The organism is Vibrio sp. L5-1, from assembly GCF_021728315.1.
Classification (GTDB): Bacteria; Pseudomonadota; Gammaproteobacteria; order Enterobacterales; family Vibrionaceae; genus Vibrio; species Vibrio splendidus_K.
This window is the reverse complement of sequence record NZ_JAKKCQ010000002.1, coordinates 1,063,154-1,087,320: the sequence shown is the minus strand read 5'-3', so window position 1 is coordinate 1,087,320 and position 24,167 is coordinate 1,063,154. Positions and strand designations below refer to the sequence as shown.

Here is a 24,167-nt window from a genome sequence, read left to right as displayed (position 1 = left end):
ACCCCGCAAGCCCGGCAAAGCAGGTTTATTTAAACAGTTGTAAAAGTGCTGATAAATGCAGCAAAACTGTCATTTATATCGTTAGATGAAAAAAATAACGCAAACGGTTGCTTTTGGTGTTACGTCACAAAAAGAAATGCTTTATAATGCGCTCGCATTGAAGAGGTGGAATCGGCATAGGTTTGTTAACCTTCGGGAATAGCTTCGAAGAAAACAGTTAGGTTGTTCCTATAACCCACTGAATTTATTCCAATATCACCTTAATCAACTGCATAAGAGACCTAAGCACATGAGAATTTTGCGTGGCTCCCCAGCTCTATCTGAGTTTCGTGTTAACAAGCTTTTAGAGCTTTGTCGTGAATTAAGCTTACCTGTAACAGGTATTTACGCTGAGTTTGCCCACTTTGCTGATTTAACGGCAGACCTAGATGCGTCTGAAGTTGAGAAGCTAGAAAAGCTACTGACTTACGGTCCAACGATTGAAGAGCATGAACCTGAAGGTTTATTGCTGCTTGCAACGCCACGTCCAGGCACTATCTCGCCTTGGTCTTCAAAATCAACTGATATCGCACACAACTGTGGACTGGCTAAAGTGTCACGTCTAGAGCGCGGTACAGCTTTTTACATTGAAACTTCTTCTGAACTTTCTGAGCTTCAACTTGTTGAGCTGAAAGCAATCCTGCACGACCGTATGATGGAAGTGGTTTTCACTGACTTCGAATCGGCAGCGGCACTATTTACTGTTGCTGAGCCTGCTCCTTACGCGGAAGTTGACCTATTAACTGGCGGACGTAAAGCGCTTGAACAAGCAAACGTTACCCTAGGTCTTGCGCTTGCAGAAGATGAAATTGATTACCTTCTTGAAAGCTTCACTGAAAAGCTAGGTCGTAACCCGACTGACATCGAGCTAATGATGTTTGCACAAGCGAACTCAGAGCACTGTCGTCACAAGATCTTTAACGCTGATTGGACTATCGATGGCGTTAAGCAAGAAAAATCATTGTTCAAGATGATTAAGAACACTTTTGAAACGACACCAGAACACGTTCTGTCTGCTTATAAAGATAACGCAGCGGTAATGACAGGTTCTGAGGTGGGTCGTTTCTTCCCAGACCCAGAAACTCGTCAGTACAACTACCACCAAGAGAAAACACACATCTTGATGAAAGTTGAAACGCACAACCACCCAACGGCAATCTCTCCATGGCCGGGCGCATCAACAGGTTCAGGCGGCGAAATCCGTGATGAAGGCGCAACTGGTATTGGTGGTAAGCCAAAAGCGGGTCTAGTTGCTTTCTCAGTATCTAACCTTAAGATCCCGAACTTCGTTCAACCTTGGGAAACTGACTTTGGTAAGCCGAGCCGTATCGTTACTGCTCTGGATATCATGCTTGAAGGTCCTCTTGGTGGCGCAGCATTCAACAACGAATTTGGTCGTCCAAACCTATTAGGTTACTTCCGTACTTACGAAGAGAAAGTAAACTCTCACGCAGGTGAAGAAGTACGTGGTTACCACAAGCCAATCATGCTGGCTGGTGGTCTAGGTAACATTCGTGATGATCATGTTCAGAAGAAAGAGATCCCAGTAGGTGCAAGCCTAATCGTTCTTGGCGGTCCAGCAATGAACATTGGCCTTGGTGGCGGTGCTGCATCTTCAATGGATTCTGGTTCTTCTTCTGAAGACTTAGATTTTGCTTCTGTACAACGTGAAAACCCAGAGATGGAACGTCGTTGTCAGGAAGTTATCGACCGTTGTTGGCAGCTTGGTGATGCGAACCCAATCGCATTCATCCACGATGTGGGCGCGGGCGGTATCTCGAATGCACTTCCTGAGCTAGTCGACGACGGTGAACGTGGTGGTATCTTCAACCTACGCGACGTACCAAACGATGAGCCGGGTATGAGCCCACTTGAGATCTGGTGTAACGAATCTCAAGAGCGTTACGTAATGGCGGTTGCTGATAAAGACTTAGCGACATTTGAAGCGATTTGTAAGCGTGAACGCGCTCCATTCGCGATTGTTGGTAAAGCAACAGAAGAACGAGATCTTAAATTAGAAGATTCACACTTCGACAACACGCCAATCGACATGCCGATGGACATCCTATTAGGTAAAACGCCTAAGATGCACCGTGACGCGAAGACGCTAAAAGCGAACAATCCTGCGATTGACCGTTCTGGTATCGAACTAAACGAAGCGGTTGACCGTATTCTTCGCCTACCAACAGTGGCAGAGAAAACATTCCTTATCACTATCGGTGACCGCTCGGTTACAGGCCTTGTCGCTCGTGACCAAATGGTTGGTCCATGGCAGGTTCCAGTTGCTAACTGCGCAGTAACTGCAGCAAGTTACGACTCTTACCACGGTGAGGCAATGTCTCTTGGTGAGCGTACGCCAGTGGCACTACTAGACTTCGGCGCATCGGCTCGTCTAGCGGTTGGTGAAGCAATCACTAACATCGCAGCGACTAACATCGGCGATATCAAACACATTAAACTGTCGGCTAACTGGATGTCTCCAGCGGGTCACCCAGGTGAAGATGCAGGTCTTTACGAAGCGGTGAAAGCGGTGGGTGAAGAGCTATGTCCGGCACTGGGTCTAACTATCCCTGTGGGTAAAGACTCAATGTCGATGAAGACCAAGTGGGAAGAGAATGGCGAGCAGAAAGAAGTCACGTCTCCGCTATCTCTTGTTATCACTGCGTTTGCACGTGTTGAAGACGTTCGTAAAACGATTACGCCTCAGCTTCGCACTGACAAAGGCGCTTCAAGCCTAGTACTTATCGATTTAGGTAACGGCAAAAACCGCATGGGTGCGACAGCACTTGCACAGGTTTACAAGCAGCTTGGTGACAAGCCAGCAGACGTAGACAACGCAGCACAACTAAAAGGTTTCTACGAAGGCGTTCAAGCACTTGTAGCGAATGATCAAGTTGTCGCTTACCACGATAAAGGCGATGGCGGTCTATTCGTAACGCTAGCAGAAATGGCGTTCGCAGGTCACTGTGGTGTTCAAGCTAATATCGAAGCGTTAGGCGAAGATACACTAGCAGCACTATTCAACGAAGAGCTGGGTGCAGTAATCCAAGTTCGCAACGATGACCTAGATGCTGTTCTTTCTACTCTTGCAGCAAACGGTTTAGAAGCGTGTTCACACGTAATTGGTTCTGTTGAAGCATCAGACGAAGTCGTGATTAAGTCAGGCGCAGACGTTGTAATCCAACGTAACCGTACTGAATTACGTACTATTTGGGCTGAAACCACGCACAAGATGCAAGGCCTACGTGATAACCCAATCTGTGCAGACCAAGAGCACGAAGCGAAGAAAGACAACTCAGACCCAGGTCTGAACGTGAAACTAAGCTTCGACGTAAATGAAGACATTGCAGCTCCTTACATCAACACGGGCGCTAAACCTAAGATGGCGATTCTCCGTGAGCAGGGTGTTAACTCTCACGTTGAAATGGCAGCAGCATTTGACCGCGCAGGCTTCGAAGCGACTGATATTCACATGAGCGACATCCTAACGGGTCAAGCGGTACTAGAAGAGTACAACGGCCTTGTGGCATGTGGTGGCTTCTCTTACGGTGATGTACTGGGCGCTGGTGAAGGTTGGGCTAAATCAGTTCTGTTTAATGATTCTACTCGCGACCAATTTGAAAACTTCTTCAAGCGTGAAGATACTTTCTCTCTAGGTGTGTGTAACGGTTGTCAGATGTTGTCTAACCTGCGTGAACTTATCCCGGGTGCTGAGTACTGGCCACGTTTCGTTCGTAACGAATCTGAGCGTTTTGAAGCACGTTTCAGCCTAGTTGAAGTTCAGAAATCTGATTCTGTATTCTTCAATGGCATGGAAGGTTCTCGTATGCCAATCGCTGTTTCTCACGGTGAAGGCCGCGTAGAAGTGCGTGATAACGACCACCTAAACGCGATTGAAAACTCAGGTACAGTTGCTCTACGTTACGTTGATAACAACGGTAACCAAACGCAGCAATACCCGAACAACCCGAATGGTTCACCAAACGCTATCACTGGTTTAACGACTGCAGATGGCCGCGTGACTATCATGATGCCGCACCCAGAGCGTGTATTCCGTACGGTTGCTAACTCTTGGTCTCCAGAAGGTTGGGGCGAGAATGGTGCTTGGATGCGTATGTTCCAAAACGCACGTAAGAATGTGGGTTAATCTGGTTCTTTAAACAGACATTTTTGATAAAGTGAGAAAAGCGCAGTTCGAAAGGTCTGCGCTTTTTTATTGCACAAAATTTTAGGAACTAAGGCTAAATAATTTGGTTTGCAGTTTGCTGTTCTAAAAATCTCCACTACGCTAAATGTTATGGAATCAATTTGTTAGGCCATCATTTTTTGTATTCATACAAGAACAATTCAATTTGGCCGTTCAAAAACTGAATCAATCATCGTGGCATAAGAGGGATCTATGAAAACAACAATCACAAAAGCAGTTGCAGTGGCAGCGATTGTCATGTCATTAGCTGGATGTGTCGGTAGTAATGCCGTTACTGGGAAGTTAATGAAATTCAACGTAGAGGTTGTGGACAACCGTTACGCTCGTGCTGGGGTCAACTTCTTGCTTGCTCCAGTTTACGCTTTAACATTCGCAGCCGATTACATCGTATTTAACTCGATCGAATTCTGGGCAGGTAAAAACCCACTCACTGGCGCGCCTCACATCTTTGATAGCAAAGTCGATACCATGATTGATGTGAACGACAGCCTAGATGATTCATTGAAAGAAGCCCCACTTGGCTTCAACAATCGCCATATCGAACAAGGCGAAATGCAACAAATCGATGAAAATACCATACGTATGGACATTACCTACAATGATGGCCAAAAAGCTGTACTGATGGGTGTTCGTGATGGCGACAAAGTTAGTTACTACATGGATGGAGCGCTTGTTTCGGAAACTTCAATTCAAGCCCTTGAGCAGTTAGCAGCAGAAAAAGCATAATCTTCTCAGCTTTACCGCTATAAAAGAAAAGCCGCTGGATTAAACCCCAGCGGCCTCGTATTTTTTAATATCTAGTAATTTAGCATCTAGCGCGTAGATTAGTTGTTGCTGTGTAGCTCGCTGTTCAGTTCAACAGCAGACTTGTTCGCTAGGCACTCAATTTGACCAGTGATCGAGTTACGACGGAATAGAAGGTCAGAAACGCCAGCAAGGTCACGAGCTTTGATGATTTCTACTTCGTTACCTTCTTTATCTAACATGCGAACCTTAGTACCCGCAGTCACGTAAAGACCAGACTCAACCGTACAACGGTCGCCCATTGGGAAACCAAGACCTGCGTTTGCACCTAGTAGACAGTTTTCGCCGATAGAGATAACCATCGTACCGCCACCAGACAGAGTGCCCATGATAGAAGCGCCGCCGCCGATATCAGAACCGTTACCCACAACAACACCCGCAGAGATACGACCTTCAACCATGCTTACGCCAGTAGTACCTGCATTGAAGTTGATGAAACCTTCGTGCATTACTGTTGTGCCTTCGCCTACGTGTGCACCAAGACGAACACGAGAAGTATCAGCAATACGAATACCTGTTGGTACTACGTAATCTACCATTTTAGGGAACTTGTCTACGCAATCTACAGACAGAGCGCGACCAGCAAGGCGAGCTTCGATTTGACGCTCAGCTAGTTCAGGAAGGTCGATAGGACCTTCGTTTGTCCATGCAATGTTGTGCAGTAGACCGAAGATGCCGTCCAGTACCGTACCGTGTGGTTGAACTAGGCGGTTAGAGATAAGTTGTAGCTTTAGGAAGCCTTCAGCAACTGATGCTGGCTTCTCGTCAGTTGCAAGAACAACAAGAACAAGTGGCTGTTCAGACGCTGCCGCTTTTTCTGCGAAAGATGCGTTTGCTGCATCGTCGTTTGCTGCGAATGCTTTCGCTAGTTCTGCGCTTTGTGCAGCAGAGATTTCTATAGCTTGGTTGCCTTCAGCGTAACCTGACACTTCAGCTACAGCTGCTAAAAGAGCGTCGCTTGGGTTTAGAAGTGGGTTAGGGAAGAACGCTTCAATGATTTTATTGTCGCGGTTTTTGGTTGCCGTACCGAAGGCTAGTGAAAAGTAAGCCATGTTGAATCTCCATGTGTTGAGTCTTGATTTTGCTATTCATAGCAGTGACTCGAATAATGAGTGCTGCCGTTAGCAAAGTTAATTTAATTGCGTTCATCATAAAGAGAGCGCCCTCGTTATGAAAGGGCGTATCGGGATAAAGTCTGTAAAATGATATTGCTTGTCTTTTTAGAGATAGTTTTCATTATCCGGATATTATACCTTGCTCTTAAATATGGGCGTGCTTACTTAAGTAGCGCGGTGCCATTTCATTTTCACATCTGACACTTATCTTTAGCCCATCCTCTTGTTAGCAGTATCAATAGAGTGAGTCACAATTTCTTTATAAATTCATGTTTATTACCAGAATTATTCGACTTCTGTTGATTAATCGCTTGTGCCTACAGTTAGGGTAAATACTCAATTTCCCAGACGTGTAATTAAGAGAACGATCACTAAAACCCTGCAAGATGTCAGTATATTGCCTGCCATAACGACATTAAAACGATTAATAAAGGATCTTCTATGAATTTTACTAAGTCTTTACTGGTGCTCTCTATCGGCGTAGCGATGGTTGGTTGTGGCTCGGACAATGACGACAATATTATTGCCCCCGATATGACATTGCGCATAGCACATGTGAATGACACCCACTCAAATTTTGATCCTGTAAAATCCAGTTTTACTATGGGTGCTGATGGCAAGAAGGTTTATAACGAATTTGGCGGTTATCCTCGCCTATTGAAAGCCGCTGACGATATCAAAGCGGGGGCTAAAGCAGACAAAGAACCTTTGTTATTCTTGCATGGTGGTGATGCATGGCAAGGTACCGCTTACTTTAAGCTAAATGAAGGTGCTGCAAACGCAGACTTATTGTCCCAGATGGGGTTAGATGCAATGGTACTTGGGAACCATGAATTCGACTTAGATACCGACAAGCTCGCATCGTTCATCAATACAGTTAGTTTTCCTGTATTAGCAAATAATATGGATGCATCAAAAGATCAGTCTTTAAGTAATGTAGATAATTTATATCCGTATCAACTATTTGCATTTGAAGGCTCAGAAAAAAGAGCAATTACCTCTGTTTCTGATGCAAGTGATGAGGAGAAAGTTGTTGCGGTAATCGGTGTTGTTTTGGGGGATATGCCAACGATTGCTACCGGCACTGGTGATGTGACATTTAGTGACCAAATTACAGCAACTCAAGCCACTATAAATGATTTAAAAACCAAGGGTGTGAATAAAATCATCGTTCTATCACACATAGGTAATGCTGCCGATAAGGAGCTTGCTGCCAATACAACGGGTATCGATATCATTGTTGGCGGTCATTCTCATACTTTACTTGGTGATTTTACCGATCTTGATCAAGGTAATAATGGTATTTACGCCGAAATGATTCCACAAAAAGACAAAACACAAAATACTTGTGTGGTTCAAGCAGGCCAATATGCGGAAGCTATTGGAGACGTTGATGTATCATTTGACATAAATGGCAATCTCATGTCATGCGTTGGGAACAATACTTTATTATCAAATGATGAGTTCTATCATGATTCTCATCGAGAACATCAAATGATTAGCACTGATAAAGATGATGTAACGTCGTTTATTGATAATAATGAAAAAATCACGATAAAAGATGAAGATATTGATTTAAGAACCCGTATCGACGCAACTTATAAGCCAGCTCTCGATGCTGCGTATGGTGATGTTGTTGCAGCTGCACCGACTGAAATCAGTCATGAGCGCCGTCCCGGGGATGCTGGAAATGATAAGCACGGTTCAGATGTTGCTCCGATGATTGCTCAAGGTATGATTTATTGGGCAAATCAACCGTCGGTAACAGCGGTTACCGGTAAAAATGTTCAGATTGGTTTGGTGGGAGCTGGTGGTGTTCGAACGGATATTGCGTCAGGTGATTTCAGGGAAGGTAATGCGACATTAGAATTATTACCATTCTCGAACTACTTGTCGATTTTAACCGTTAAAGGCGAAGTGATTCGAAATCTAATCGACAGCACAATTGAGCCTACGCTTGCGGAAGGTGCTCATGCTGGTAAGTTTCCGTACGTCTCGGGCATGCGTTACACGTTTACAGAAGATGTGAAAGGTGTATCTGGCACAGTGACGGCTCTTGAGGTAAATACTGGAACAGAAGACAATCCAGTGTGGACGACAATGAACGATGTTGATAACTACACTGTTATCGTTAATAACTATAATGCAAGTGGTAGTGATGGTTGGAATGTATTAGGCGATGCTCAATTAACATCAACAGATCGTCAAGACATTGTCATTTCAGGCAATGGTTTTAAAACTTACAAAGTTAATAACCTGACATACGATGGAAGTACCGAGAAATATAGCGTCAACTATGATGGTGGTACTAAACCATGTGCGGAAAGCTCAGGTGACGTATGTAATACTGATGCCGAATCATTTATTTCTTGGGCTGAGCATAAGAAAGTATTAGAGCCACTAGGATTTGAAACAACAACGGTGGAATATAAATAGTATTGATACGCTCTTATAGGAGCGTCATGTATTGTTAATGAAAGCCTTCAAATACAAGGTCATAGATTAACAATAAAATAAATATAGCCAGCAAGTTGCTGGCTATATTTGTATAAAACTTAGTGGAATTAGACGTTAAATAAACAGCGCTTTATAAGCCTGCTCAATCCCTTCAATCAACATCTGCATACCGATAACTGCGAGTATTAGACCCATCATTCGAGTAATCACGTTTAGTGCACTTGGTCCGACAGCTTTAACGAAGCGTTCACCGAATACAAACAGTATGTAGGTTAGGGTGCAGAGGAGGCCAAATGCCACAATGGTAATAATGGTCTCGTAGATTCCCTCTGTGCTGGCAAAGTTCATCGCAGTTGCAATGGTGCCGGGGCCCGCCAGTATAGGCATGGCTAAAGGTGATACCGCGATACTCAATGCTGCATCTTGCTGCGCGTCTGAATTGACCTTCTCTTTTGCTTTGGCGTGTGTCGAGTCACCTTGCAGCATGTGAAAACCAATAAGAAATACAAGAATACCGCCGGTTATGCGCAGTGCGTAAAGTGTGATGCCAAACAGATCAAAGATGAGCTTGCCGGAAATAGCAAAGGTACTCACGATGATAAAGGCGATGAGCACTGAGCGAAAAGCGATCGACTTCACCATCTCTCTATTGCTATCAGCCGTTAAACCTAAAAAGATCGGCGTATTGGCGATGGGATTCATTATGGCAAAAAAGCCCATGAACACGGTGATGGTATGAATGATCAACTCTTTCATATTATTCCTTTAAAAATATAGGGTTAAATACTTAGCGACTGGTGCATTTAATCTTATAGATAAATAACTATTAGGAATAGATCGTAGAGCAAATATGGATAAAAAACAGCCAGGTTAATACTGGCTGTTTAGTTTTAGTAGTAGGTGTAAATATTTATTCGTACGTTATTGTCGGTTTCTTAATTAACGGATTTCTTTTGGTTCCTCACGTTCGAATCACGCCGCTCTGCTGTTAGGCGTTTTGAGATTCGCTAACGGCAACCGCTAGTGCCACAGTTGCACCGACCATTGGGTTGTTACCCATACCGATGAAGCCCATCATTGCCACGTGAGCAGGAACAGAAGAGCTACCAGCAAACTGAGCGTCAGCGTGCATTCTGCCCATGGTATCAGTCATGCCGTAAGACGCTGGGCCTGCTGCCACGTTATCAGGGTGCAATGTTCGGCCAGTACCGCCGCCTGAAGCCACTGAGAAGTAAGGTAGACTTTGACGAGTACGTTCCGCTTTGTAGATACCCGCAACTGGGTGCTGAAAACGAGTGGGGTTAGTCGAGTTACCTGTAATACTTACGTCTACTTCTTCTCTGTGCATGATGGCTACGCCTTCGCGTACGTCGTCAGCACCGTAGCATAAGATCTCTCCGCGAGGGCCTTGTGAGAAGCGGCGACGTTCTGTTTCAACAAGCTCACCCGTTTGGTAATCGTATTGAGTGCGTACATAGGTAAAACCATTAATACGAGAGATTAAGTAAGCCGCATCTTTACCCAAGCCATTTAAGATTACTTTCAGTGGTGTTTGACGCGATTTGTTGACGTTAAGTGCAATTTTAATCGCACCTTCTGCAGCGGCGAAAGATTCATGACCTGCAAGAAAAGCAAAGCAGTGGCTCCCTTCATTTAGAAGGCGAGCTGCGAGCGCGCCATGGCCAATGCCCACTTTACGTTGTTCGGCAACACTGCCGGGTTTGGTGAATGCTTGAAGGCCTTCGCCAATGATATTCGCGGCTTGTTCAGCGTTGCTCGCTTTACGAAACAGAGCTAGTGCAGCACCAAGGGTGTACGCATCAGCAGCGCTTTCAAACGCGATAGGCTGGGTATCCATTACTAACGCTTTCGGGTCTACATTGTGTGATAGACAGTATTGGTTCGCTTGCTCTAAAGAGTCGAAGTTCATTTCTGCCAATACGCGACTTACAGATTCATTAAATTGAGTGTTCATCATATCTTTCCTCTAAATTGGCAAAAATTACTGTTGGCGTGGGTTAATAGTGGTAACGGCTTCGTCGAAGCGACCATAGGTACCCATAGCAAGGTCGGCTGCTTCATTGGCTGACATACCTTGATTAATCGCCTTCATCATTTTGCCGAGGTTGAGATACTCGTAGCCAATCACTTCGCTGTGATCATCAAGTGCAAGCTTGGTTACGTACCCCTCTGCAAGCTCTAGGTAACGAACGCCTTTTGCTGAGGTTGAATAGCTGGTGCCTACTTGGCTACGTTGTGTTTGACCTAAGTCTTCCAATGCTGCGCCAATTTCTAGGCCGCCTTCAGAGAATGCTGACTGAGTTCGACCGTAAACGAATTGCAGAAAGATTTCGCGCATGGCTACGTTAATAGCGTCACACACTAAGTCAGTATTCAGGGCTTCAAGAATGGTTCTTCCTGTGAGGATTTCGGCTGCCATCGCGGCTGATTGAGTCATGCCTGAACAACCAATCGTTTCGATTAGTGCTTCTTCGATGATGCCGTTTTTTACGTTTAGCGTCAGTTTGGCTGCACCTTGTTGTGGTGCACAAGTGCCTACGCCATGGCTTAAGCCAGAAATAGCGATGACATCTTTTGGGCTAACCATAGCGCCTTCAACTGGAATGGGAGCTGAAGTGTGAAGATCACCCCTTTGAATAGGGCACATTGATTGAATTTCTGAAGAGTAGTGCATAATGTTTTCTCACTGATAGAGCCATTTAAGACCTAGGGCGTTGAGAAAACAGGACGTGTTGGAAGAGGTGCGGCTAATTCACTACAGATCTTGAGTATCGGTAATCCAAAGGCGTCATGAAGCTCGGTCTTAATAGACTAAGTCCATTTCAAAATGGAGGAATAGCGATACATCCAACAGTATTACCTGTTTTCGATTCTGTAGGAGTCATTAGCACTGTTCGAAAAGAACGGGCGGTTGAAGCAAAAGCTTAGGTGGAACCCCATCACCTGATGACTATAGATTAGATCTTTATCACACTTTTGTGCAAGCGAATGTTTAGAGCGATTTCGACTATAAACAAGCTTCATTATATTTCAATAAGTATAAAAAAACGCCAACAACGGACTCTTATTAGAGGCATTATTGACGTTTTTTAGAAAGGTATCAGCTAGTTATGCTGCATCTTCTTCTGCGTCTTCAACAGCTTCAAGTTTCTTTTCTTTTTTCGGAGCTGGTTTGCGCTTAGCACCTAGTGCGTAAAGAACTTCTTCTTTATTCTTCGCTAGGTACATTGCAAGTTCTTCTTGCTTGCCTTCATCTTCAACTAAATCGCTTTTGCTTAACAGTTCAAAAAGCTCATCAGCCATATCCAGCATTTTGTCGTATGCGTCAGCTTCGGCTTTAGAGGTAAAAGTCATTTTCTCTTCTCCGTTGCGTTCGACCACGTACTTGACGATAACAGCCATGGTTAATCCTCTAAGTTTGATAAATTTTACTGGCTTTTTATACAGTTTCTGATGCTAAAAGTCCAGTTGGAGCCCTAACAATACGGCCTCAATCTTGATGTGTAGCCCAGTCTTCACAATAACCCATGAAAGATTTCAGCAGCGGGCTTTGATATTTGTCTTTGTGCACCAGCATCCAGAATCGGCGTTTCATGTCGAGCGGGACATCGAGTGCTTTTACTCGGCCGGAATCAATCGCTCGTTGTGCGGCTAACCTCGATAAACAAGCGAGCCCAAGCCCTGCAGAAACTGAATTGATGATGGCCTCGGTGGTGTTGAGTTCAAAGGACTCATACCAATGCTCAATACGAGGCGCGACAGCACGCAGGAAAAACTCGCGAGTTCCTGAACCTGACTCTCTCAGTATCCAATGGCTGCCTTCTAAATCTTGCAATGCAACTTTGTCTTGAGAAAGGAGAGGGTGTTGATTACTAACGATAATACACATTTCATCGCTACTGAACTGGCTAGAGATCAACTCCGGATGGAGTGTTTTTCCTTCAATTAACGCGATATCCAGTTCATAATCCACCAACTTTTGGCATATCAGCGCACTGTTTGAAATGAACAAGCTCTGATCTTGATGCTGAGTACGCTCTCTAAAGCCTGACAAAATAAAAGGTGCCACCTGATTACCAATCGTGTCACTCGCGCCAACCTTTAAATTGCCACTTAATGGTTGGTCATCTCGGAACAAAACATCGATGCCTGCGGCTCTGTGAAGAATCTCGTCAGCCAAAGGAAGCAGCTTTTGTCCTTCTTGATTGAGAATTAATCGGTTGTTGACCCGGTCAAATAGAGAGTGACCCAGCTGTTTCTCCATTTCGCCCAGCGCCATGCTGACAGCTGCCTTGGATAAAAACAGTGCTTCCGATGCGGCGGTAAGCGTCGAATGCTGGGTAATGGTGACAAACACTTTGAGTTGTTTGATTGAAATATTAGCCATCAGGTTCCTAGTTTTGCACTGCTGGTGGAATGAATATCGTTCAGAATTAATGAACACTTGTTATATATAATTGGATATTGTTAAACGAAGCGCAAGCGTATTATGGCTTCAACAAGCTGATGAGTTCACAAGTTTAGTGAATTAAGTTTAAGAGAGGCTGACATGATTCAACGTATTAAATATAGATTAACAGGAGCTCCAACACCCATGGCAGGGTTGGCACTAGCAATCGCAAGCTTAGGCTGGTGCTGGGATGGTGTTTTAGTCGCGCAAGGTATCTTACACACACCGGGTTTGGTGCAGTGGATCAGTGCTGGCATGGCTGCGGTATTACTTCTTGTTTTAGCTGTGAAATTTTTGATTCACGGCCACTTATTACGTGAAGACCTTGCTCACCCTGTTGTGGGTAGTGTTGTGCCAACCTTCGCGATGGGTTGCATGGTTGTGTCTGCTTCATTGGCTCCAATATCTCCGTTTCTTCAAGAAGCAATGTGGTTGGCTTCGGTAGCGTTACATGTCGTGTTCTTGGTGAGCTTCTTATACCACAGAGCTAAAAACTTTGAGATCCACCACATGGTGCCAAGTTGGTTTGTACCACCAATCGGTATTATCGTGGCAGACGTTTCTTTTTCAGGTAACCCGATCTTAGAACCCGTTGCTCACGCGACTTTAGTCTTTGGCTTATTGGTTTATGCTGTAATGCTACCGCTCATGATCTACCGTTTGATCTTCTCTCATGAAGTGCCTGACGCAGCAAAACCAACGATTGCGATTATGGCGGCACCAGCCAGTTTATCTTTAGCAGGCTACCTAACGGTGACGGCAAATCCTTCGCCAGTGATCATTGGGTTACTCTTTGGCATTGCAGTGTTAATGACGTTTATTATCTACATCGCGTTTTTCAAACTACTTCGTCTGCCTTTCAGCCCTGGCTATGCGGCGTTTACATTCCCAATCGTGATTGGTGCAACGGCGTTATTCAAATTGGCAGCGTGGATGCAAACTGTTGGTGTGGAAACTCACTATGTGGATCAAGTCTTCAACCTAGCGTATCTAGAATTGATTGTGGCAACGTTTGTAGTGGGTTATGTGGCGGTTCGTTATTACATGAATTACAAACCTCATCGTGTACTAAGCGCGGTAGGCAGTAGATTGTAAGAAGCAATAGTTCAAAAGATAAACGGACCTTAAGTTTTCAGTATTTCATAAGCTTATATTCCTAATCCAAACTCGGCACTTATGCTAATCTGGCTTTATATTGTGGCAAGATTAGCGTGAGTGCACTTTGTTTACTGTTTACCATTCCAATAAAGTCGATACTTTAAAAATCCTTCTCGTTCACTTAATCAAAAGTGACCCTTTAGCCAATCCTTTCGAAAAAGAGCAGATCTTGGTTCAGAGCCCAGGTATGTCTCAATGGCTTAAGATGGAACTCGCCAAAGAGTTTGGTGTAGCAGCAAATATAGACTTTCCTCTTCCAGCAACCTTCATTTGGGATATGTTTACCCAAGTGCTTCCTGATGTACCTAAACGCAGTGCTTTTAACAAAGAAGCGATGACGTGGAAGTTGATGAGTTTGCTACCCGCTAAGCTTGACCACCCTGATTTTTTACCTCTGCAACGTTATCTTGAAAACGACGAAGATGACTCTAAGTTGTATCAATTGGCAGAGAAAATTGCCGATATCTTCGATGGTTACTTGGTGTATCGACCTGAATGGATGGCGATGTGGGAAGCGGGAGAACCTGTTTCCGAACTTATTGATGACGAAGGGCAACAAGATCACCCTTGGCAGCCGATTTTGTGGCAAGCACTCTATGACCAGACCCTGTCTCAAGGCCAATCTAAATATCACCGTGGTAACTTGTATCACGACTTCATTGAAGCGTTAGCCAATCAACAAGGTCAACTGCAGCACCTACCTAAACGCTTGTTCGTGTTTGGTATTTCTTCATTGCCTCCTCGTTATATGGATGCGCTGAAGGCTCTGGGTGAGCAGATTGATGTGCACTTGATGTTTACCAACCCTTGTCAGCATTACTGGGGTGATATTCGCGACCGTAAGTACTTGGCGAGAGTGGAAGCGCAGCGCCGTAAACAGTTTGCTCTGGTTGATGGTTTACCTCAACTGGAAGGCGAAGTGTCACCATTGAAAGATGGCATTGAAGCCAATGTTGAAGATGAACTGCACACCAGCCAAGCCGTGGGTAATAGTTTGCTTGCGTCTATGGGGAAATTGGGCAGAGATAACCTGTTTTTGCTATCTCAATCAGACAGCGAAGAACATGAGTTCTTTATTGATGTTGAGAGGGATAACCTGCTTCATCAACTGCAAGCCGACATTCTCCAGTTAGAAGAGCATCAAGACGACCACATCTTAGATTCTAGTAATCATAAACAGGTGGTTGAGCTTGGCGATCGCTCGCTGACCGTGCATGCATGTCACAGCCCTATGCGCGAGGTGGAAGTTCTTCATGATCAGCTGTTGGCGATGTTTGATGCCGATCCGACGCTAAAACCACGCGATATCATCGTAATGGTGTCTGACATCAATGCCTATAGCCCAGCGATTCAGGCGGTATTTGGTAATGCTCCGGGTGAGCGTTATATCCCTTACTCGATCTCTGATAGAACCGCAGACCAAGAAAGCCCAATTCTGACCGCCTTCATGCAGTTGGTCGCGCTACCGAATACGCGTTGTCTAGCGTCTGAGTTGCTAGAACTATTAGAAATTCCTGCGATGATGGCACGCTTTGGTATTGATGAATTCCAATTTGAGCAAGCCAAGCAATGGGTTGAAGAAGCGGGTATCCGTTGGGGTGTCGATGCTTCAACGGCAACGGAATTTGATCTACCTGCGACCGAGCAAAACACTTGGCTATTCGGTATTCAGCGTATGCTCTTAGGTTATGCGATGTCTGATTCTGCTGGTTTGTTTGAGACCGAGCATTCTCCGATTGCTGCTTATAACGAAGTTCAAGGCATTAACGCCGAACTTGTAGGTAAGTTAACGCACTTTATTGATCGTATTGCCCATTACCGTCAACGCCTTGCTGAGACGCAATCCATCGATATGTGGCGTGAAACCTTGCTGCAAATGATTGATGACTTCTTTGCCGTTGAGCTAGAAGGCGAGGTGGTGCTTAAATCGATTCGCGATGCACTTTCCCAATTGAATGAACAGCTTGATGATGCCCTGTACGAACAAGAACTGTCGCCAAGCATCATCTATCAGTACTTGAACAATAAACTGTCGGGCGCGCGTATTAGTCAGCGTTTCTTAGCGGGACAAGTTAACTTCTGTACCTTGATGCCGATGCGTTCTATTCCGTTCAAAACCGTCTGTTTGTTAGGTATGAATGATGGTGTTTACCCTCGCTCAATGCCGCCAGAAGGTTTTGATCTAATGAACGGACGCACACGACCGGGCGATCGTTCGCGTCGTGATGATGACCGCTATCTATTCTTAGAGGCGATGCTGTCAGCGCAAGAGTGTTTGTACATAAGCTATGTCGGCCGTTCGATTCAAGATAATACTGAGCGAGTGCCGTCGGTGCTGGTTTCTGAATTGATTGAATACTGCCAGCAGAACTACTGCTTAAGTGAAGACCAAGCCTTACCAAGTGATGATTCAGGCATCAACCTGACTCAAGCGATCAGCTTTGAACACACCATGACACCGTTCAGTCCCGCTGCGTTTACTCAAGGTGATGCGAGCCATGTGTTGAGTTACGCCAAAGAGTGGCTTCCTGCCGCTAACCGTTCTGGTGAGCGTAGTGGTGAATTCAATCGTGCTTTGGATGACTATTTGTTGGGTGCGACTTATCCATTGGAGCTTGACCTAGTTGAACTGCAGCGTTTTTGGCGTTTGCCAGTGCAGTACTTCTTTAATCGCCGTCTAAAAGTGGTGTTTGAGCCGCCACTTCCTGTGATGGAAGACGATGAGCCATTCGTACTTAATGGTTTAGAGAGTTTCCAACTTAAGGATGCTTTACTGCAAGTGTTGCTGGACCACCCTGAAGGCGCAGACGAAGCGGTTCGATTGTTTGTCTCTGAGCAAAAAGCACAGGGTCGTTTACCGGTCGGCGCCTTTGGTGATATCGAATTTGAAACCAACCGTGTTCAAGCGGAAGACTTAGCCAAAGAGATTCGATTTGTGAGTGGATCACCGCAACAAGATCTCGAAGTGAATATCGAATTTGATGTGTTAGGCCAAGGCAAACCTGTTCGCTTGATGGGTTGGTTAACTCAAAACTATCAATCAGGTCTAGTGCGTTTCAGAAGCGGTAAAGTACGCTCTCAAGATTATTTGGCAGCGTGGATTGATCATCTATGTTGCGCTGTGATGGGACACGGAAAAACGACCCATATTATTGGCTACGACAGAAAAGAGGGCGTGGTTCACCAAACGCTACAACCTATTGGTGATGCACAGCAAGCGAAGAGCTTGTTGGCTGAGTTAGTGCGATTGTTTTACCAAGGCATGACAGCACCACTGCCTTATTTCCCGAAAAGCGCATTGGCTGGAGTTGAAGCGGGCTTTAGCCGCGGTAAATGGGTCGATGATGAAGAAAAGTCCCTTAAGAAAATGGCCGATACCTTTAATGACAGCTTCGCCTTTACGGGCGAGGGCAGAGACACATACATCTCTCGAATCTGGCCTAAATGGGATGATGAACTCGCTGCTGAGTCGCGGATGTACTCAACACTTGTGCTGCAGGCGGCAAGGTTGGCTGCTGCCGATCTGGAAGATCAGGAGTAAGTGGCTGTGATCGACAAGATCAATAGCGTGCGCGCTGAATTAATGAAAAACGAAAGAGAGTCGCTGGTCAGCGTTTGGGGTGCTTACTTTCTAGGTGAAGGGAGTCAAGGTGAAGAGAAGCAAGGTACAGGAAATAAAGTGGCCGCCAGTAAATCATTATTAGTGTAGGGCGTTCGCTGTACGGCCACAGGTCAGAGGGACCATTATTCTGTGGTTCAAAGTAACGCATGAGTATAAAACTCGAATCGGGCTCCTGAACTCGTGGGCGCATAGTAGCGAGGCGATCTGAATTGATCCGTGAGAGAGATCGCACTAACTATTAACAAATTAGCGTAGGACGTAAATTGAATGACGTTTTCCACGCTAGGTCACATTTGTAACAACACATTTATCAGAAGGCAGTAAGGCATGACGACCACAAGCAGTGTTCAGGTAATCGCTCCACAGACACTCGATACCATGACGTTTCCACTTCATGGCGCGCGTTTAATTGAAGCATCAGCGGGTACGGGTAAAACATTTACCATCGCTGGCTTGTACTTACGCCTACTGCTCGGGCACGGCACGGCTGCACCACAAGGTGATCTGACGGAAGCCACCCGACATCATGAGCCGCTAACCGTAGACCAAATTCTGGTGGTGACCTTTACCGAAGCGGCAACAGCAGAGCTCAAAGACCGCATAAGGAAAAAAATACGCGCTGCATATATATCATTTCGTAGAGGCGTTTGCGTTGACTCTAAAGACCAATTTATCAAGGACTTACTTGAAGAATACGATGATGCCAAGAGAGCATCCGCAGCCATAACATTGCTTAATGCCGAAAGGCAAATGGATGAAGCGGCTGTCTACACCATCCATGGCTTCTGTCAGCGTATGTTGACCCAAAATGCCTTTGAGTCTGGCAGCCGTTTTGATAATGAATTTGTGACCGATGAAAGCCATCTGAAAGCACAAGTGGTAGCCGACTATTGGCGTAAGCAGTTCTACCCGCTGCCAATTCAACTGGCTGGTGAAGTGAGAAATATTTGGGGTTCTCCCGCTTCGTTACTTGCCGATGTAAATCGCTATCTGACGGGCTCTCCGCTGAAATTGACGGTAGATGCGATGTCGGGCGACCTGCAAACTCTGCACAATCAAAACTTAGATAAAGTGAAGCAACTTAAGGCGTTGTGGTGTGAATCCGAAGCGGACTTTTTGGCTTTGATTTCTGGATCGGATGTGAATAAGCGCAGCTACACTAAGAAGTCTTTGCCGACTTGGTTAGAAGCCGTCACAGCATGGGCGCAAAGCGACACTCATGATTACCAGTTTCCAGATAAACTAGAGAAGTTCTCACAAGCAACGTTAATTGAAAAAACACCAAAAGGCACTGCACCTCAACACGCAGTTTTCGAAGCGATTGAAGACTTCTTAAATTCTCCTGCAGATCTTAAAGCCCCATTGTTGGCACATGCGATTATTCATTGTCGAACTATGCTAGCCAAGGCGAAACAGCAGAAGCAATGGTTATCGTTTGATGACTTGCTGACTCAGTTATCTGCGTCGATTGATGTGGATGATCAATCGTTGCTGGTGGAGAGAATCCGTACCTTATACCCAGTGGCGATGATCGATGAATTCCAAGATACCGACCCGCTGCAGTACAGTATTTTCAGCCGAATCTATTTAGATAACCCGCAATGCGGTTTGTTTATGATCGGTGACCCGAAGCAGGCTATCTATGGTTTCCGCGGTGCAGATATCTTTACCTATATCAAGGCGAGAAACCAAGTTAGTGCTCACTACACCTTAGGCACTAACTGGCGTTCGAGTGCTGGCATGGTCAGTGCGGTAAACCAAGTGTTTATGAATTCGGATAGCCCATTTATCTACGACCAAGATATTCCATTTTTGCCCGTTGCTGCCAGCCCATCGGCCGATAAACGCCAATGGGTGATGAATGGTCAAACTCAGCACGCGCTCACCTTTTGGCTGCAAGAGGCGGAAGACAAGCCCTTACCGAAAGGCGAATATCACAAGGCCATGGCTGAAGCGACTGCGAGTCAAATTCAAACCATTCTGACCGCTTCTCAAAACGAACAAGCCTATTTTGATAACGGCAAAAAACAACATGCTGTGAATGCGGGTGATATTGCTGTCTTGGTTCGAACTGGCAGTGAAGGTCGTCTGATCAAGAACGCGCTGTCTGAGCAAGGCATCGCGAGTGTGTACTTGTCGAACCGAGATAGCGTGTTCACCAGCTTGGTCGCACAAGATATTCAGCGTTTATTACAGGCGGTGCTGACTCCTGAAAATGACCGTGCATTACGCGCCAGTTTAGCGTCGGAGTTGTTTGCTTTGGATGCCGCATCATTGGATGAACTCAACAACGATGAAGTGGTGTGGGAAAACGTCGTTAACGAATTTCGAGAATACCGTAAGTTATGGCTACAGCGCGGCGTGCTACCAATGCTTCGCAGCGTGATCAGTAAACGACATCTCGCGGAACGTTTACTGGAAGAAGAAAATGGTGAGCGCTCACTCACTGATTTGATGCACATTGGCGAATTGTTGCAACAAGCAAGACAAGAGCTCGACAGTGACTATGGCTTGTTGCGTTGGTTGGCAGAAGCGATATCAGATGCACAAAATGGTTTAGGCGGTAGTGATGACGACATTCAACGCCTTGAATCAGAAAGAAACTTGGTTCAAATCGTTACCATTCATAAGTCGAAAGGCTTGGAATATGACCTCGTATTTTTGCCGTTTGTCGCGAGTTACCGTGAAGCGAGTGAAGGCAAGTTCTACGATCACGATTCAGATACCACAGTGCTTGATATTACCGGTAGCGATAGCGCATTGGCACAAGCAGATAAAGAGCGATTGGCAGAAGATTTACGTTTGATTTACGTGGCGCTTACTCGTGCTGTTTATGGATGTTTCATTGGCATGGCACCGCTACGTAAAGGGCGTTCAACCAAAGAGCCAACAGGCGTTCACTTGAGTGCTATGGGCTACTTGGTTCAAAACGGACAAGAGCAAGGCATCGCCGAGTTACATCAAGCTCTGTCAGCGATTGAGGGTAAGAATTCAAGCGTATTACTGTCTGAAACACCAACCGCTCACGAGCAAGTGTTTGTTCAGGCAGAGCAAGTGAGTGACGACCTACAGGCTAGCGAACTGAAGGCTTCAATTGACCGAGCTTGGCGTATCACCAGTTACTCGGGGCTTGTAAAACAAGGCAGTCACGGCGCAAGTCATGACGCTACGATTGAGGTGTCTGGCTTCGATATTGATTCAGCCGATGAGCAAGATGAGTCGGAACTGATTGAACCGGAACGTTCTATATTCACGTTCCCTCGCGGTGCTCGCCCGGGTACCTTCTTACACACCTTGTTTGAGGATGTTGAATTTACAGAGCCTGCAACCAGTGACCATAACACGCAAGTAATCACTCACTTGTTAGAGTCAGAGCAATACGAGCTAGAGTGGCTACCCGTACTTCAACAGCTTGTCGATACGGTGCTTAACACCGCATTAGATGGCAAAAATCTAAAGCTGAGCGAGAAAGACTCAACTCAACGATTAGTCGAAATGGAGTTCTTGTTACCGATCGAAGTGTTGGCCGCGTCGGAGCTCAATCAAACCATTCAGTATCATGATCCCTTGTCGGCAAAAGCGGGTGACCTAGGTTTTCAAACTGTACAAGGCATGCTGAAAGGCTTCATCGATTTGGTGTTTGAGCATCAAGGCAAATACTATGTACTCGACTGGAAATCGAACCATCTAGGTGATGACGTTGCCGTCTACCATGGTGAAGCATTGAAATCGGCGATGGCCGACCACCGCTACGATCTGCAATATCAAATCTATGCGTTGGCATTGCACCGCTTCTTACGCAGCCGTGTTGCGAATTATAGTTATGAACAACATTTCGGTGGGGTTTATTACTTGTTCTTAAGAGGAATGGACGGTCAATCTCAACAAGGTATTTTCTCGGCTAAACCAACCTTGGCTTTGCTCGATGAAATGGATCAATTGATTGACGGTAAAGTGATAGACAGACGTTCAGCACAATTGAATGATAATGAAACTGGACAGATGGGGCTTCTATAATGACAACGACCACGATTGATACGACAAACCCTGTAAAGCTAGTTTCACTTATCCCTGAACAGCTTATGGATGTATTAAAGTTCCTCGCGGATAAGGGTTCGATTCGCCAATTGGATTATCAATTTGCCCGTTTTATTGCTCAGCAAGCTACGAGTCATTCTCAAGAGATCGGCTTTCTTGCTGGGGTGGTGAGCCATGAATTAGGCAAGGGGCATATTTGTACTCAGCTTATACAAGCTCAAACGGCAGGCCCTGAACTAACGACAGATCTAGCTCAGTTACTCGGTTTGTATGGTGAAACGGCGCTGCAACTGAACCTAAAATTGTTGGGGATTGATTGGGTGGCGGTACTTCAATCGTCAAACCTAGTAGGTACAACCAATGACTGTGTTAAGCCGCTGATGTTTTATGGGCAGCGTGTCTACTTACAGCGTTATTGGAACTACGAAGTTGTGCTGGCTGACACCTTAAACCGTTTAAGTAAGCCGGTAGAGTTCAATATTGAACAGAAAAAAGCGCTAACCGAAACGTTGAATCAGTTATTCGCACGCAGTTACCATTTTCTGTTTAATGCCTTAGCCAAGGCTGAAGCAAACCAACAAACGTCTCAGGTATTACGCCAACAGCTGGTGTGTGATCATCTTGATATCGTCGATGAGCAATCTCTGAATTGGGGTGCAATCGACCAAGCGATTGTCCAAGCTAAGCAGGTAACGGACTTAGATGTTCTAGACGGTTTGGTGCCGTTATCTGCATGTTTGAACTGGCAAAAAGTGGCGGCAGCGGTGGCGTTAAGTCGTCGTTTTGCTGTGATTTCTGGTGGGCCGGGCACGGGTAAAACGACCACGGTAACCAAATTACTATCGGCGATGGCTGAGCAATCACTAAGCCAAGGTAAAACACCGACGATCAAGCTGGTGGCTCCGACAGGTAAAGCGGCGGCACGCTTAACTGAGTCGATTGGTAAAGCGATTGAGCAATTGCCTTTAGCGCCTGAAGTAAAGGCCAACATACCGACTGAATCCAGTACTTTACATAGGTTACTCGGCGCGATTCCTAATCGAGCGGAATTTAGACATAACCGACGTAATCCACTTCACCTTGATATCTTGGTGGTGGATGAGGCATCGATGGTCGATCTATCTATGATGTATAAGCTGGTGGATGCGCTTCCTGAGCACGCAAGGCTTATCTTATTGGGTGATAAAGACCAACTCGCTTCAGTAGAAGCTGGTGCCGTGTTGGGTGATATCTGCTCGTTTAATTCAACAGGCTACAGCACAGCACAAGGCAACTTGATTGCGGAGATGACAGGCTTTGATGCGATAGCTAAATCCAGACAGGCCAAAGCTGGAGCGGTGAATCCGCCTGCGATTGCAGATAGTTTGTGTATGCTGCAGAAGAGTTATCGTTTCGATGCGCGTTCTGGTATTGGGCAGTTGGCAAAAGCAATCAATAACGGCTCTGCAAATCAGGTCGACCAAGTATTTGCCAAAGGATTTGAGGATATCGAAAACCATCCCCTGTCGAGTGACAGCTATAACTTGATGCTGCGAACTTTGGTTAATGAGTATGGTGCGTATCTGAACCGAATGAATGTACCGCTTGAAGAGCTAGAGACTCAAGAATCACGCGCAAAATCGGTTCTCGATCTGTTTAGCCAGTGTCGATTACTGTGTTCTATTCGTGAAGGGGATTTTGGTGTTAAAGGCCTTAATCACAGAATCGAAAGGGCGCTTGCAGCAAGACGGTTGGTGAATCCGCACAACGATGAACTGTGGTATCACGGGCGACCTGTGATGGTAACGCGTAATGATCATGGTTTGGGTTTGTACAATGGTGATATTGGTATCTGTATGCTCGAAGCCGATGCAACGACTTTAGAGTCAAATAGTGCGAATTCCACACCTAGATTGAAGGTGTATTTTGAGTTGCCCGATGGCAGTGTGAAAGCCGTGCTTCCAAGCCGAGTCCCCGATCATGAGACCGCTTATGCGATGACGATACACAAATCTCAAGGCAGTGAATTTGATTTGACCTTAATGATCTTACCGCCAGATTTCAGCCCCATTTTAACGCGAGAGCTTATCTATACAGGGATTACGCGTGCTAAGAAACGACTGATGATGTTCAGCGACACAAATGTGTTGAAGCGTGGGATTAAGGTGAAAACAGAGCGAGTGAGTGGTTTAGGCAGTCGTTTAACGAATTAGTCGTTAATGGCCGCTAGAAAAGGGCTTGAACTTAGAGCTAGATAAACACAAAGCAACCATCCCT

Annotated in this window: 14 protein-coding genes and 1 riboswitch; of the genes, 8 read left to right on the top strand and 6 right to left on the bottom strand. The window is 45.5% G+C overall.

Going from position 1 to position 24,167, the window contains the following annotated elements; all coding sequences use genetic code 11:
- Positions 1–289: 289 nt before the first annotated feature.
- Entirely contained in the window at positions 290–4,186 is a 3,897-nt protein-coding gene (gene purL, locus L3V35_RS11725) for a phosphoribosylformylglycinamidine synthase (RefSeq protein ID WP_237299751.1), read from the top strand.
- Between the two features lie 252 nt (positions 4,187–4,438).
- Positions 4,439–4,972 (top strand): DUF3332 domain-containing protein, encoded by a 534-nt coding sequence (locus tag L3V35_RS11720; RefSeq protein WP_017074183.1) that lies wholly within the window; start codon positions 4,439–4,441, stop codon positions 4,970–4,972.
- Positions 4,973–5,070: 98 nt separating this feature from the next.
- On the opposite strand, the gene dapD is transcribed toward L3V35_RS11720, so the two are convergent.
- On the bottom strand, positions 5,071–6,102 hold the full coding sequence (gene dapD, locus L3V35_RS11715; protein ID WP_237299749.1) for a 2,3,4,5-tetrahydropyridine-2,6-dicarboxylate N-succinyltransferase: 1,032 nt from the start codon (positions 6,100–6,102) through the stop codon (positions 5,071–5,073).
- 504 nt (positions 6,103–6,606) lie between these two features.
- Between dapD and L3V35_RS11710 the strand changes: the two genes are divergently transcribed.
- Entirely contained in the window at positions 6,607–8,601 is a 1,995-nt protein-coding gene (locus L3V35_RS11710; protein ID WP_237299747.1) for a bifunctional metallophosphatase/5'-nucleotidase, read from the top strand.
- Positions 8,602–8,736: 135 nt separating this feature from the next.
- Here the strand turns inward: L3V35_RS11710 and L3V35_RS11705 are convergent, their stop codons facing one another.
- The 5 genes from L3V35_RS11705 to L3V35_RS11685 form a co-directional block, all read right to left on the bottom strand.
- Positions 8,737–9,378, bottom strand: a complete 642-nt coding sequence (locus tag L3V35_RS11705) for a MarC family protein (RefSeq protein WP_017074186.1) — start codon at positions 9,376–9,378, stop codon at positions 8,737–8,739.
- A gap of 232 nt (positions 9,379–9,610) precedes the next feature.
- The gene (locus L3V35_RS11700) at positions 9,611–10,600 is read right to left on the bottom strand and encodes a GGGtGRT protein (protein ID WP_017074187.1); all 990 of its coding nucleotides are present in this window, start codon (positions 10,598–10,600) and stop codon (positions 9,611–9,613) included.
- A 24-nt stretch (positions 10,601–10,624) separates the two neighbouring features.
- Positions 10,625–11,317 (bottom strand): iron-sulfur cluster assembly scaffold protein, encoded by a 693-nt coding sequence (locus L3V35_RS11695; RefSeq protein WP_065206889.1) that lies wholly within the window; start codon positions 11,315–11,317, stop codon positions 10,625–10,627.
- Positions 11,318–11,511: 194 nt separating this feature from the next.
- Positions 11,512–11,596: riboswitch (Fluoride riboswitch) on the bottom strand.
- 155 nt (positions 11,597–11,751) lie between these two features.
- Positions 11,752–12,045 (bottom strand): YebG family protein, encoded by a 294-nt coding sequence (locus L3V35_RS11690; protein WP_004735185.1) that lies wholly within the window; start codon positions 12,043–12,045, stop codon positions 11,752–11,754.
- A gap of 88 nt (positions 12,046–12,133) precedes the next feature.
- Complete coding sequence (locus L3V35_RS11685) at positions 12,134–13,030, bottom strand: LysR family transcriptional regulator (protein ID WP_114633051.1); 897 nt, start codon at positions 13,028–13,030, stop codon at positions 12,134–12,136.
- Between the two features lie 162 nt (positions 13,031–13,192).
- On the opposite strand from L3V35_RS11685, the gene L3V35_RS11680 reads away from it, so the two are divergent.
- The 5 genes from L3V35_RS11680 (at position 13,193) to recD (ending at position 24,103) form a co-directional block, all read left to right on the top strand.
- Entirely contained in the window at positions 13,193–14,188 is a 996-nt protein-coding gene (locus tag L3V35_RS11680) for a TDT family transporter (RefSeq protein WP_017074190.1), read from the top strand.
- A 127-nt stretch (positions 14,189–14,315) separates the two neighbouring features.
- The gene (recC, locus tag L3V35_RS11675; RefSeq protein ID WP_237299745.1) at positions 14,316–17,792 is read left to right on the top strand and encodes an exodeoxyribonuclease V subunit gamma; all 3,477 of its coding nucleotides are present in this window, start codon (positions 14,316–14,318) and stop codon (positions 17,790–17,792) included.
- 6 nt (positions 17,793–17,798) lie between these two features.
- Positions 17,799–17,960 carry a hypothetical protein gene (locus L3V35_RS11670; protein WP_162808200.1) on the top strand — a complete coding sequence of 54 codons (162 nt, stop codon included), beginning with the start codon at positions 17,799–17,801 and terminating at the stop codon, positions 17,958–17,960.
- A 240-nt stretch (positions 17,961–18,200) separates the two neighbouring features.
- A complete protein-coding gene (recB, locus tag L3V35_RS11665) occupies positions 18,201–21,890 on the top strand; it encodes an exodeoxyribonuclease V subunit beta (protein WP_237299743.1) in 3,690 nt (1,229 codons plus the stop codon).
- Positions 21,890–24,103, top strand: coding sequence for an exodeoxyribonuclease V subunit alpha (recD, locus tag L3V35_RS11660; RefSeq protein ID WP_114633054.1), 2,214 nt, complete (start codon positions 21,890–21,892; stop codon positions 24,101–24,103). The genes recB and recD overlap by 1 nt, the downstream gene beginning before the upstream one ends.
- Positions 24,104–24,167: the final 64 nt, after the last annotated feature.

Coding starts and splice junctions, on each gene's coding strand:
- dapD (WP_237299749.1), bottom strand. CDS start 6,102: ATGGCTTACTTTTCACTAGCCTTCGGTACGGCAACCAAAAACCGCGAC.
- L3V35_RS11690 (WP_004735185.1), bottom strand. CDS start 12,045: ATGGCTGTTATCGTCAAGTACGTGGTCGAACGCAACGGAGAAGAGAAA.
- L3V35_RS11695 (WP_065206889.1), bottom strand. CDS start 11,317: ATGCACTACTCTTCAGAAATTCAATCAATGTGCCCTATTCAAAGGGGT.
- L3V35_RS11710 (WP_237299747.1), top strand. CDS start 6,607: ATGAATTTTACTAAGTCTTTACTGGTGCTCTCTATCGGCGTAGCGATG.
- L3V35_RS11720 (WP_017074183.1), top strand. CDS start 4,439: ATGAAAACAACAATCACAAAAGCAGTTGCAGTGGCAGCGATTGTCATG.
- L3V35_RS11700 (WP_017074187.1), bottom strand. CDS start 10,600: ATGATGAACACTCAATTTAATGAATCTGTAAGTCGCGTATTGGCAGAA.
- recB (WP_237299743.1), top strand. CDS start 18,201: ATGACGACCACAAGCAGTGTTCAGGTAATCGCTCCACAGACACTCGAT.
- purL (WP_237299751.1), top strand. CDS start 290: ATGAGAATTTTGCGTGGCTCCCCAGCTCTATCTGAGTTTCGTGTTAAC.
- L3V35_RS11680 (WP_017074190.1), top strand. CDS start 13,193: ATGATTCAACGTATTAAATATAGATTAACAGGAGCTCCAACACCCATG.
- L3V35_RS11705 (WP_017074186.1), bottom strand. CDS start 9,378: ATGAAAGAGTTGATCATTCATACCATCACCGTGTTCATGGGCTTTTTT.
- L3V35_RS11685 (WP_114633051.1), bottom strand. CDS start 13,030: ATGGCTAATATTTCAATCAAACAACTCAAAGTGTTTGTCACCATTACC.
- recD (WP_114633054.1), top strand. CDS start 21,890: ATGACAACGACCACGATTGATACGACAAACCCTGTAAAGCTAGTTTCA.